Origin of the sequence: Muricoccus vinaceus (assembly GCF_042433125.1) — a bacterium.
GTDB lineage: Bacteria > Pseudomonadota > Alphaproteobacteria > Acetobacterales > Acetobacteraceae > Roseomonas > Roseomonas vinacea.
The window spans coordinates 1-11946 of the sequence record NZ_JBHLVZ010000023.1 but is presented as its reverse complement, the minus strand read 5'-3'; the positions used below and the strand labels follow the sequence as shown (position 1 = coordinate 11946).

The 11946-nt window shown below is 73.3% G+C and carries 11 protein-coding genes; 10 read left to right on the top strand and 1 reads right to left on the bottom strand.

The features are described from left to right. The first annotated feature begins 32 nt into the window (after positions 1-32). The 8 genes from ACFFIC_RS10915 (at position 33) to ACFFIC_RS10880 (ending at position 7892) form a co-directional block, all read left to right on the top strand. Complete coding sequence (locus ACFFIC_RS10915; RefSeq protein ID WP_377050191.1) at positions 33-989, top strand: radical SAM protein; 957 nt, start codon at positions 33-35, stop codon at positions 987-989. Between the two features lie 11 nt (positions 990-1000). Continuing rightward, positions 1001-1861: a phosphate/phosphite/phosphonate ABC transporter substrate-binding protein gene (locus ACFFIC_RS10910; protein WP_377050190.1), complete on the top strand. Its 861-nt coding sequence runs from the start codon at positions 1001-1003 to the stop codon at positions 1859-1861. Beyond that, positions 1861-2607, top strand: a complete 747-nt coding sequence (phnE, locus tag ACFFIC_RS10905; RefSeq protein ID WP_377050189.1) for a phosphonate ABC transporter, permease protein PhnE — start codon at positions 1861-1863, stop codon at positions 2605-2607. The genes ACFFIC_RS10910 and phnE overlap by 1 nt, the downstream gene beginning before the upstream one ends. Then, the gene (locus tag ACFFIC_RS10900; protein WP_377050188.1) at positions 2604-3239 is read left to right on the top strand and encodes a phosphonate ABC transporter ATP-binding protein; all 636 of its coding nucleotides are present in this window, start codon (positions 2604-2606) and stop codon (positions 3237-3239) included. Before phnE ends, ACFFIC_RS10900 begins: the two co-directional genes overlap by 4 nt. Further along, the gene (locus tag ACFFIC_RS10895) at positions 3236-4069 is read left to right on the top strand and encodes a metallophosphoesterase family protein (protein ID WP_377050187.1); all 834 of its coding nucleotides are present in this window, start codon (positions 3236-3238) and stop codon (positions 4067-4069) included. The genes ACFFIC_RS10900 and ACFFIC_RS10895 overlap by 4 nt, the downstream gene beginning before the upstream one ends. 107 nt (positions 4070-4176) lie before the next feature. Continuing rightward, the gene (locus ACFFIC_RS10890) at positions 4177-5256 is read left to right on the top strand and encodes a lytic murein transglycosylase (protein WP_377050186.1); all 1080 of its coding nucleotides are present in this window, start codon (positions 4177-4179) and stop codon (positions 5254-5256) included. Between the two features lie 60 nt (positions 5257-5316). Further along, positions 5317-6522, top strand: coding sequence for an MFS transporter (locus tag ACFFIC_RS10885; protein ID WP_377050185.1), 1206 nt, complete (start codon positions 5317-5319; stop codon positions 6520-6522). A gap of 98 nt (positions 6523-6620) precedes the next feature. Further along, a complete protein-coding gene (locus tag ACFFIC_RS10880; RefSeq protein WP_377050184.1) occupies positions 6621-7892 on the top strand; it encodes a hypothetical protein in 1272 nt (423 codons plus the stop codon). A 6-nt stretch (positions 7893-7898) separates the two neighbouring features. Here ACFFIC_RS10880 and ACFFIC_RS10875 read toward each other — a convergent pair whose 3' ends face one another. Next, a complete protein-coding gene (locus tag ACFFIC_RS10875) occupies positions 7899-8606 on the bottom strand; it encodes a PEP-CTERM sorting domain-containing protein (protein ID WP_377050183.1) in 708 nt (235 codons plus the stop codon). A 218-nt stretch (positions 8607-8824) separates the two neighbouring features. On the opposite strand from ACFFIC_RS10875, the gene ACFFIC_RS10870 reads away from it, so the two are divergent. After that, positions 8825-10852: a M3 family metallopeptidase gene (locus tag ACFFIC_RS10870; RefSeq protein ID WP_377050182.1), complete on the top strand. Its 2028-nt coding sequence runs from the start codon at positions 8825-8827 to the stop codon at positions 10850-10852. Further along, a complete protein-coding gene (locus ACFFIC_RS10865) occupies positions 10849-11802 on the top strand; it encodes an MYG1 family protein (RefSeq protein WP_377050181.1) in 954 nt (317 codons plus the stop codon). The genes ACFFIC_RS10870 and ACFFIC_RS10865 overlap by 4 nt, the downstream gene beginning before the upstream one ends. Positions 11803-11946: the final 144 nt, after the last annotated feature.

The following is an 11946-nucleotide window of genomic DNA, read 5'->3' as shown; positions in this document are numbered from 1 at the left end:
TCAGGGGCCGAAGCCCTCGCGGAACCCGCGCCTTGACGATCCCCGCCGCCCTGCCCGCCGAAAGACCTCCCGCCAAGTTCCGCGACCCCGCCCGGACGGCGAAGGGGGAGCGCCGCGCGGCGGTGGCGCTGGGGGCGCTGCGGACGCTGTGGTTCAACACCGGCACGCTCTGCAACCTGGCCTGCGCCAACTGCTACATCGAGAGCTCGCCCCGCAACGACGCCCTGGCCTACCTCCCGGCGGCCGACGTGGCCGGCTATCTCGACGAGATCCGCCGCGACGGCCTGCCGGTGGAGGAGATCGGCTTCACCGGCGGCGAGCCCTTCATGAACCCGGACATGCCGGCGATGCTGGAGGATGTGCTGGGCCGCGGCTTCCGCACGCTGGTGCTGACCAACGCCATGCGGCCGATGATGCGGCACAAGGACCGCCTGGCGGCGCTGAACGCCGCGCATCCGGGGCTGCTCACGCTGCGCGTCAGCCTCGACCACTACGGCCCAGCCCTGCACGACCTCGAACGCGGGCGCGGCACCTTCGAGAAGACCATGCAAGGCATGGCCTGGCTGATGGAGCAGGGCTTCGCGGTGAACGTCGCCGGCCGCGCCGCCTTCGGGCACGAGCCGGAGGCGGTGCTGCGCGCCGGCTACGCGCGCCTTTTCGCCGCGCGCGGCATCCCGCTCGACGCCTCCGACCCGGTGGCGCTGATGCTGTTCCCGGAGATGGACCCCGAGGCCGACGTGCCGGAGATCACCGAGGCCTGCTGGGGCATCCTCGGCAAGTCCCCGGACAGCGTGATGTGCGCCTCCTCCCGCATGGTGGTGCGCCGGCGCGATGCCCGGGCGCCCACGGTGCTGGCCTGCACCCTCCTGGCCTACGACCCGCAGTTCGAGCTGGGCACGACGCTGGCCGAGGCCAGCCGGCCGGTGCCCCTGAACCACCCCCACTGCGCGCGCTTCTGCGTGCTCGGCGGCGCGGCGTGCAGCCGTTGAAAGGCGCATCCATGAAGGCTGCCCGGCGCGCCCTGCTGCTCGCCGCTCCCGCCCTCGCGCTGGCGCCGCGCGCGCGGGCGCAGGGTGCGCCGCTGCGCTTCGCCGTGGGGCCGTTCCAGCCCACCGCGGGCGACACGCGCCGGGCCTACGAGCCCTTCTTCGCCCATCTGGCGCGGGCGGCCCGCCGCCCTTTCGAGCTGACGGTCACCACGGACTGGGCGGGCATCGCGGTCGCCCTCGCGAACGATCAGGTGGACTGCGCCTGGATGGGCCCCTGGGGCTACGTGCTGGCCAAGGACCGTGCCGGGGCGGAGGCGCTGGCGGTGGTGCAGTACCAGGGGCGGCCCACCTACCAGGCCATCATCATCTCGCGGCCGGAACTGGACTTCCCGAACTTCCCCGCGGATGCGCGCGGCCGCTCCATCTCCTTCGCGGATGCCGGCTCCACCTCCGGCTGTTTGATCCCGGGCTACTGGTTCCGGATGCAGGGGATCGATCCCAAGACCTTCTTCCGCTACCGCGACGGCGCCTCCCACCCCGCCAACGTCACGGCGGTCGCCAACGGCCAGGTGGACCTGGCCACCGACTACGACCGCAACCTGGCCGCCATGATCGCGGCCGGTCGCGTGCGCGAGGACCAGGTGCGGATCGTCTGGCGCTCCGCCCCCCTGCCGAACGACGCGCTGGCAGTGCGGCGCGGGCTGGATGCCGCCACCCGGCTCGCGTTGCTGGATGCGGCGCTGGGGATCGACGGCCCCACGGCCGCCCGCGTCATGCCCGCGAACTACACGGGCTGGGAGGCCGCCTCGCCCGCCAGCTACGCCATGATCGAGGCCGCCGGCCGCGCGCTCGGGCGGATCGGCGGGGGGTGATGCGGCGCTGGGCCGGCTGGCTGGCGCTCGCCGCCTTCCTGGCATGGTGCACCTGGATCGTCTCCCCGGATCCGGGGCGCCTGTTGGCGGGGCTCCCGCGGCTGGCGCGCTGGCTGGCCGGCGCCTTCCCGCCGGACTTCTCGGGGCCGGAGGACCTCCTGCGGCGGGCCTCCGAAACGGTGGCGATCGCGAGCCTCGGCACGGCGGTCGCCGCCCTTCTGGCCCTGCCGCTCGCGGTGCTGGCGGCGCGGCCGGTGGCGCCGCTGCCGGTGCTCTACCACCCTGTCCGCGCGCTGCTGGATACGCTGCGCGGCGTGGACGGCTTCGTGTTCGCGCTCATCCTCGTCGCGGCCGTGGGGCTCGGGCCCTTCGCGGGGATGCTGGGCGTGGCGCTGCACTCCACGGGCTCGATCGCCAAGCTCTGGTCGGAGGCGCTGGAAACGGCGGAGCTTTCCGCCGTGGAGGCGGCGCTCTCGGCCGGGGCCTCGCGCGCGCAGGCGGCGGCCGTGGTGCTGGTGCCGGAAACCCTGCCGCAGACCGCCTCGGCCGTGCTGTATGTGTGGGAGTTCAACATCCGCGCCTCCACCGTGCTCGGCGTGGTGGGAGCCGGGGGGCTGGGGCAGGAGCTGAAGAACGCGGTGGACCTGCTCGACTTCGCGCGGGTGCTGGCCATCCTCCTCATCATCGTCGCGATGGTGCTGGCGGCGGACCGGCTGTCGGGCGCGCTGCGCCGCGCGCTGCTTTGAGCGGCGGCCTCCGGATCGAGGGACTGGGCGTCTCGCTCGGCGGCCGCGCCGTGCTGTCGGACGTGACCCTGGCCGTCTCGCCCGGCGAGGTGCTGGCGATCGAGGGCGAGTCCGGCGCCGGCAAGACCACGCTGCTGCGCGCGGCCGCGGGGCTGGTGCCGCATTCGGGCACGGTGCGCTGCGGCGGCGGGCGGCCCGCCCTGGTGTTCCAGCACCACGCGCTCGCGCGGCGGCTGACGGCGCGGAGCAACGTGCTGGTGGGCGCGCTGGGGCGCATCGGCTTCTGGCGCGCGGCGCTGCGGCTCTGGCCCGCCGCCGAGCGCGCCTTCGCGGCGGAATGCCTGGGTCGCGTGGGGCTCGAGGCGGTCGCGGACCGGCGGGCGGACACGCTCTCGGGCGGCCAGAGGCAGCGCGTGGCCATCGCGCGGGCGCTGATGCAGCGCGCCCCCGTGCTGCTGGCGGACGAACCGGTGGCGAGCCTCGACCCCGCCAACGCCGAGGCGGTGCTGGCACTGCTGCGCGACCTCGCGCGCGGAGGGCTTGCCGTGGTGGTCAGCCTGCACCAGCCGGAACTGGCGCGGCGCCACGCGGACCGGCGGCTGCGGCTGGAGAAGGGGAGGATCGTGGCGTGACTGTGCCGGTTCTGCGCGCGGAGGGACCCGTGCTCGTCTTCGGCGGCCCCTATTCGAACCTCCAGGCCACCACGGCGCTGTTCGCGGAAGCGGAGCGGCTCGGCATCCCGCCCGCGCGCATCGTCTGCACCGGGGATGTGGTGGCCTACGGCGCCGATCCCGCCGCGACGCTGGACCGGGTGATGGAAAGCGGCTGCGCCGTCATCGCCGGCAACTGCGAGGAAAACCTGGCCGGGGGGCAGCCCGATTGCGGCTGCGGCTTCGGGGAGGGCACGGCCTGCGACCTGCTGTCCCGCGCCTGGTACCCCTATGCCGCCGCGCGGCTGAGCGGCGCGCAGCGGCGCTGGATGGCGGCCATGCCCGCGCGGCTGGTGCTGGAGATCGGCGGGCGGCGGCTGGCCGTCATCCATGGCGGAGTGGCCGAGACGGCGCGCTTTCTTTTCGCCTCCGCCCCCGAGGAGGCCCTGGCCGCCGAGATCGCGTCGGCCGGGTGCGACGGCGTCGTCGCCGGCCATTGCGGCATCCCCTTCGCGCGGGTGGCCGGCGGCGGGCTCTGGCTCAACGCGGGCGCCATCGGCATGCCCGCGGATGACGGCACGCCGCGGAGCTGGTTCGCGCTCCTCTGGCCAGGGGGCAGGGGACTTCGCGCCGAGATCCGGCCGCTTTCCTACGACCACGCCGCCGCGGCCGCGGCCATGCGCGCGGCGGGCCTGCCGGAGGGCTATGCCACGGCCCTCGGCAGCGGGATCTGGCCCTCCTGCGACGCGCTTCCGCCGGCCGAGCGCGCCCGGCGCGGGCAGCCCCTGGCGCCGCCGGCCCTGGATTGGTGATGGCAAGCGTGCCGCGCGTGCCACGCCCGGTGCCGCGCGCGTGCGCGCGGCCTCGCAAGGACCCACCGGCGGTTGCGCCCTCGCGTCCCTCCTGCCAAGTCTCCGGCATGCTCTCCCGCCGCTTCCTCCTCGCCAGCGCAGGCCCCGTCATCGCGGGCTGCGCCTCCTCCACCCCGCCCGCCCGGACGGCCGCCCCGACGGCTGCCCCGACGGCCGCCCCCCTGGTGGTGGTGCCGCCCCCGGTTGCGGCACCTGCCGTCGCGGCGGCTCCGCAGGAGGCCGTGCTCGATGCCGCCGGCTTCGACACCTTCCTGGACGGGCTGCGCGCCGATGCCCGCCGCGCCGGGGTGTCCGCGCCCACCGTGCAGCGCGCCCTGTCGGGGATCCGCCCCCTGGCCCGCGTGCTGGAGCTGGACCGCAAGCAGCCCGAGGGCGCGCTGAGCTGGGAGCAGTACCGCGACCGCATCGTGTCCCAGACGCGGATCGAGAACGGCCGCCGCGCCTATGCCGAGAACCGCGCCGTGCTGGAGGCGATCCAGTCCCGCTACCAGGTCTCGCCCCGCGTGGTGGTGGCGATCTGGGGCATGGAAACGAATTACGGCTCCAACACCGGCGGCTTCAGCGTGGTGGAGGCGCTGGCGACGCTGGCCTGGGAAGGCCGCCGCGCCGCCTTCTTCCGCGGCGAGCTGCTGGCGGCGCTGCGGATCCTCGATGCCGGGCACGTCTCGCCCGAGGGCATGCGCGGCTCCTGGGCCGGGGCCATGGGCCACCCGCAGTTCATGCCGACCAGCTTCGAGCGGCTGGCCGTGGACTTCGACGGCGACGGCCGCAAGGACATCTGGGGCAGCCGCGCCGACGCGCTGGGCTCCATCGCGAACTATCTCGCGCGCTCCGGCTGGCAGGCCGAGCGCGGCTGGGCCATCGAGGCCCGCCCGCCCGCGGGTTTCGACATCGAGCGGGTGGACACCGACACCAAGCGATCGGTCGGTGAGTGGGCGCGGCTCGGCTGGCGCCGGGCCGACGGATCGCCCCTGCCGGGTGGCGACACCGAGGCCACGCTCGCGGTGCCCGCGCGCAGCGGCGGGCAGGTGTTCCTGGGCCTGCCGAACCTCCGGGTGATCCGGCGCTACAACTCGCCGATCAACTACGCCCTGGCCGTCGGGTTGCTCGCCGACCGCGTTGCCTGATAGGAGCCCCGCCCGCCGGCCGCCCCACTGGGCGGTGCGGCGCCAGAGGGGGAAACGACCTTGGATGCACCCGTAACGCCGGAAGCGCGCAAGGCGCTCTGGGGCTCCGCCGTCGGCTACGCGATGGACGGGTTCGACCTGCTCATCCTGGGCTTCATGCTGCGCGCCATCGCCGGGGAACTCGGTCTCAGCCAGCCCGAGGCGGCCTCCCTCGTCACCAGCACGCTGGTCGGCGCCGTGCTGGGCGGGCTGATCTTCGGCATGCTGTCCGACCGGCTGGGACGGGTGCGGGTGCTCACCTGGACCATCGTGCTGTTCGCGGTTTTCACCGGGCTCTGCGCGCTGGCGCAAGGCTATTGGGACCTGCTGGCCTACCGCACCATCGCCGGCATCGGCCTGGGCGGGGAATTCGGCATCGGCATGGCCCTGGTGGCCGAAACCTGGCCGGCCTCCAAGCGGGCGCGGGCCTCCTCCTATGTGGGGCTGGGCTGGCAGGCGGGCGTGCTGCTGGCGGCCGTCGCGACGCCGCTGCTGCTGCCCATCATCGGCTGGCGCGGCATGTTCGCGGTGGGTGTCCTCCCGGCCTTCGTCGCCTGGGCCATCCGCCGCACCCTGCACGAGCCGGAGATGTTCACCGCCCGCAGCGCCGCGGCCGTGCGCGAAGGGTTTCCCCTGCGCCTGCTGGTGAAGGACGCGGAAACCACGAAGATCAGCCTCGGCCTGGTGATCCTCTGCTCCGTGCAGAACTTCGGCTACTACGGCGTGATGATCTGGCTGCCGAACTACCTGAACAGCCGCTTCGGCTACGGGCTGACGCAATCGGCGGTGTGGACGGCGGTCACGATCCTGGGCATGGCCGTGGGTATCTACGCCTTCGGCCAGATCGCGGACCGCGTGGGCCGGCGCCCGGCCTTCCTGTCCTACATGATCGGCGCCGCCGTCATGGTGGTGGTCTACGCGCAACTGACGGGCCCGACGGCGCTGCTGATCGGCGGCGCGGTGATGGGCTTCTTCGTCAACGGCATGCTCGGCGGCTACGGCGCGCTGATGAGCGAGCTCTACCCCACCGCGGCGCGGGCGACGGCGCAGAACGTGCTGTTCAACATCGGCCGGGCGGTCGGCGGCTTCGGCCCCGTGGTGGTGGCCGCCATCGCCGGCACCCACGGCTTCCAGTTCGCCATCGCCGCCCTGGCCGCGCTTTATGTGCTGGACATGCTGGCGCTCTGGCTGCTGATCCCCGAGCGCCGTGGGGCCGAGCTGGCCTGACGCGACACGTCCGGGCGGGGCGCATCCCGCCCGGTGCGCGCGGCGTTGACGCCGCGCCCCGGTGTGTCCCGGGGCGCACCGGGAGAAACGGAGCGCGCATGCGGATCCTCGCCATCGGCCCACGCGCCTATCTGGGCGACGTCTACCTCACCCTCCTGCGGGAGGGGCACGAGGTCCGCGTCCATGCGGAGGACCCGCCGGAAGACCGCGCCTTCGGTGGCCTCATCGATTGCGTCCCCGACTGGCGCGCGGAGCTGGACTGGGTCGGGCGGGACGGCATCGTCTTCTTCGAGCGCATCGGCCGCGGCGCCATACAGGACGCGCTGCGCCGGGAGGGCTATCGCGTCGTTGGCGGCAGCGCATTCGGCGACCGGCTGGAGCAGGAGCGCGACTTCGGCCAGGCCGTGCTGCGCGAGGCCGGGCTGGCCGTGGCCGAGAGCCTGTCCTTCGAGCACCCCTCGCTCGCCCTCGAATGGCTCGGGAAAAATCCCGGCCGCTTCGTCCTCAAGCACGACGAGGTCGGGCGCAACACCTTCGTGGGCGACCATCCCACGGGCGGGGACGTCGCCTTCATGCTGCGCCGCGCGGGTGAGGGGCGCGTGCTGCTGATGGAGCGGATCGAGGGCGTGGAGGTCGGCGTCGGCGCCTATTTCGACGGCACGGCCTTCCTGCGCCCGGCCTGCATCGACTTCGAGCACAAGCGCTTCTTTCCCGGCGAGATGGGCGAGATGACGGGCGAGATGGGCACGCTCGCCTCCTACGAGGATTCCGAGGCGCTCTTCGCCGCCACGTTGGACCGCATCGCGCCGCGCTTCGCCGAGGCCGGGCATGTCGGCTATGTCAACCTGAACCTGATGGTGAACGAGCGCGGCGTCTGGCCGCTGGAATTCACCTGCCGCTTCGGCAATCCCGGCTTCGCCGTGCTGGCGGCCCTGCAGCCGGATGGCTGGGGCGACCTGATGGGGCGCATGGCCGTCCCGCGTGAGCCGCGGCGCTTCAGCACACGCCCGGGCTGGTCGGTGGCCATCGTTCTGACCGTGCCGCCCTTTCCCGCCCACCACACCACCACCCCGCCCGAGGAGGACCCGCCCGTGTTCTTTCTCCGCCCGCCCGAGGGGGCGGAGCGGGACGGCTACCACTTCGTGGACATGCGCATGGAGGAAGGGCAGCTGCTCGGCCGCCGCCGTTCCGGCCACCTGATGATCGTCACAGGCACCGGGGACACGGTGGAGGCGGCGCAGGAGCATGCGCGGGAGCGGGCGCGCAACGTGGTCGCGCCCGAGCTGCGCTGGCGCGCCGACATTGGCGATCGCTTCCTCGCGGGCGAGCGGGAGCGGCTGCGCGCCCTGGGCTGGCTGCCGCCCGCCTGAGGCGCCTCAGCCGCCGCGCAGCCGCCGGCGCGCCGCCATCAGGCCCAGAAGGCCGGTTCCGAGCAGCGCGGCCGAGGCGGGCTCGGGAACGCTCGTGGGCGAGGACCGGGCCTGAACCACCACGGCGCTGCTGAGGTTGAAGAAGGCGAAGCTGTCGGCCGGGTCCGACCAGCGGACGCGGATGGTGTCGGTGGGCGCGAACACCTCGCCCCAGAAGCCGTTGTAGCGCGGCCCGAACTCGGGGTCGAAGAAGCTCCGGTCGAAGCCGAAGAAGGGCAGGGCGTCGGCGGTGTCGCCGGAGAAGCCGAAGCCGTAATCGAGGTTGCCGGCGATGCCCGTGATGGCGAACGGCAGGCGATAGGTGATCTCCGTTGCCCCGAGGCAGCCGGAATAGGCGCTGTTGCAGGTGAACAGCCCGCTCCACTCACCGGGGCCGGAAGCCGGAAGGTCCCCCAGGAAGCCCCGCGTCGCGAAGCCCGTGGGATTGTAGGGGTTGGCGTCCGGCCCGACGAAAACGGGTGTGTTCTGCGTGGCCGGCGTCCAGGGGCCGAAGTCGTCGCGCAAGGTGATGGCCTTGGGACCCGGAAAGGCCGCGACGGTGGCCGGGCCCCGGCCACTGATCGCGCCCAGCCAGCTCGCCGGGTCAAGAAACGCCGCTTTTGCCTGGGGGATGGTCAGCGCCGTCGCGAAGAAGAACGAAACGATGGTTGTCACAAACGAATTCATGCGGCGCAAAGCTCCCCCGGAAGACAAACAGACGCAGGCGTCGTGCCACGTCCGAAAAGCGCGCGGTTACAAACGGATTTGAGCCGTCGGGACGACCGGACGCAAGGCCGTGTAAAAACACCCGACGGATCGGGCGGCGTCCCCGCCGGCGGCCTCCCGGGCGCGGCACGGCTTGACCCGCCCCGCGCTTGGCCACCTATAGCGGCATGAGCGAGACCAACCCCCTGCTGGCACCCTGGGCCACGCCCTTCGGCCTGCCGCCCTTCGACCGGATCCGGCCGGAGCATTTCCCCCCGGCCTTCGCCGCCGCCATGGCGGAGCACCTGGAGGAGGTCGCGGCCATCGGGACAGATCCCGCCGAACCCGGCTTCGCGAACACGATCGAGGCGTTGCAGCGCAGCGGGCGCGGCCTAGCGCGGGTGGGGGCGCTGTTCTCCAACCTCGTCGTCAGCCAGGGCGGGGAGGCACTGGAGGCACTGGACCGGGAGATGTCGCCCCGCCTCGCCCAGCACGGCATGCGCGTCGCGCTGGACCCTGCCGTCTTCGCCCGTGTGGCCGCGCTGCACGCCCGGCGCGACGCCCTGGGGCTGGAGGAGGACCAGATGCGCCTGCTGGAGCGCACGCATCTGGGCTTCATCCGCAGCGGCGCCGCGCTGGACGCCGGAGCCAAGGCGCGCATGACCGCGATCTCCGAGCGGCTGGCGGTGCTGCACACGCAGTTCGGCCAGAACGTGCTGCACGACGAGACCTCCTGGCACCTCGCCCTCTCCGGGGACGACCTCGGCGGGCTGCCGGACTTCCTGCGGGACGGCATGGCGACCGCCGCGGCCGAGCGCGGGCTGGCCGGCTTCGCCGTCACCCTGTCGCGCTCCCTGATCGAGCCCTTCCTGGCCTTCTCGGCCCGGCGCGACCTGCGGGAGGTGGCCTACAAGGCCTGGATCGCCCGCGGCACCCATCCGGGCGAGCACGACAACCGCCCGCTCGTTCCCGAGATCCTAGCGCTGCGGCAGGAGCGCGCCCGGCTGTTGGGCTACGGCAGCTTCGCCGAGTTCCGCCTGGCCGACAGCATGGCCGGCACGGTGGAGGCGGTGCAGGGGCTGCTGGCCGAGGTGTGGGAGCCCGCCAAGCGCAAGGCCGCCGCCGAGCGCGACCGGCTGCTGGCCCTGGCCCGCGCGGAGGGCTTCGAGGGCGCCATCGCGCCGTGGGACTGGCGCTTCTATGCCGAGAAGGTCCGCCTGGCCGACTATGCGCTGGACGAGGCGGAGCTGAAGCCCTTCTTCGTGTTCGACAACATCCAGCAGGCCGCCTTCGACACCGCCACCCGCCTTTTCGGCGTCACCTTCACGCCACGGCCCGATGCGCCCGTTTATCATCCGGACGTGCGCGCCTACGAGGTGCGCGACGCCGATGGCCATGTCGGCGTCTTCCTGGCCGATCCCTATGCGCGCGCCGACAAGCGCTCCGGGGCCTGGATGAGCAGCTACCGCGACCAGGAGAACCTGGACGCGCCGGTCTCGCCCGTGATCGTCAACAACAACAACTTCGCGAAGTCCGAACCCGTGCTGCTGAGCTTCGACGACGCGGAAACCCTGTTCCACGAGTTCGGCCACGCCCTGCACGGCCTGCTGAGCCGCGTGCGCTATCCCGCGCAGTCCGGCACCTCCGTGCGGCGCGACTTCGTGGAGCTGCCCTCTCAGATCTACGAGCACTGGATGGCGCTGCCGGAAACGCTGCGGCGCTACGCCCTGCACCACCGCACGGGACAGCCGGTGCCCGAGGCACTGAGCGCGCGCCTGCTGTCCGCGCGCGGCTTCAACCAGGGCTTCGCCACGGTGGAATACGCCTCCTCCGCGCTGATCGACATGGCGCTGCACAGCCATCCCGCCCCCGAGACGATCGACATCGAACGGTTCGAGGCGGAGTTCCTGGCCGGCATCGGCATGCCAGCTGAAATCGGCATGCGCCACCGCTCCGCGCATTTCCAGCACCTGTTCGCCGGCGGCGGCTATGCCGCGGCCTATTACGCCTACCTCTGGGCGGAGGTGCTGGACGCCGACGGCTTCGAGGCCTTCACCGAGGCGGGCGACCCCTTCGACCCCGCGGTCGCCGCGCGGCTGCGCACCCTGCTGAGCGCGGGGGACACGCGCGACCCCATGGAGCTCTACGCCGCCTTCCGCGGCCGCGCGCCCAGCACCGCCGCCCTGCTGCGCGGCCGCGCCCTGGTGTCCGCATGAGCGCCGCGGCCCCCATGCCCGTGCTGGCGACGCATAGCGGCAAGTTCCACTGCGACGAGGTCTTCGCCTATGCCGTGCTGCGCCTCGCGCTCGGCCTGCAGGCGCCGGGCACCGACCACACCCTGCTGCGGACGCGCAAGCCCGGCCCGATCGAGGCGGCCGACATCGTGTGGGACGTGGGCACCGTCTTCGACGCGGCCCGCCAGCGCTTCGACCACCACCAGCGCGGCGCGCCGCAGCGCGAGGACGGCACGCCCTTCTCCTCCGCCGGGCTGATCTGGCAGGTCTACGGGGAACGCGCCGTTGGGCGGCTGCTGGAGCCCTCCGCCGCGGAATGGGCGCCGGCCATCGCGGCCGAGCTGGACCGCAAGCTCGTGCGCCGCATCGACGAGGTGGACAACGGCGTTTCCGTGAACGGCCCCGTGCTGGACGACGCGCTCGGCCTCGCGGCCCTGGTGGGCGATTTCAACCCCACCTGGGACGACCCGGCCTCGGACGGCCCGACCGCCGGCGACGCCGCCTTCCTGGAAGCGGCGGCCTTCGTGGAGGGCATCCTGGGCCGCCGGGTGGAGGGGCTGCGCGCCCGCCACGCGGCCGAGGCCTCGGTGCTGCAGTCTCACCGCGAGGGCGAGGACCCGCGCATCCTGGTGCTGGACCGCGGCATGCCCTGGAAAGGCGCGGTCTTCGCGCACGACCTGCCCGTGCTCTTCGCCGTCAGCCCGGCCTCCAACGGCAACTGGATGCTGGACACCATGCCGCCCGAGCCCGGCTCCTTCGCGCAGCGCCAGCCGCTGCCGGAGGATTGGGCGGGGCTGCAGGAAGGCGACCTCGCCGCGCGGTCCGGGGTGGAGGACGCCGTCTTCGTGCATGTCCGGCGCTTCGTCGGCGCGGCACGCTCGCGGCAGGGCGCCGTGGCGATGGCGCGCAAGGCGCTTCCGCCCGGCGCGTGACGCGGCCCCGGGCGCGCGGCCGGAAGGGGTGGCCACCTACCTGGGGGCCGCCTCAGCCTGCCTTGGGCAGCAGCCTTCCGGCCTCCAGGGCGGTTCTGACTTTGGTGGCGAGTTCGTGCCGGCGGTATGGCTTGCTGAGGAGGA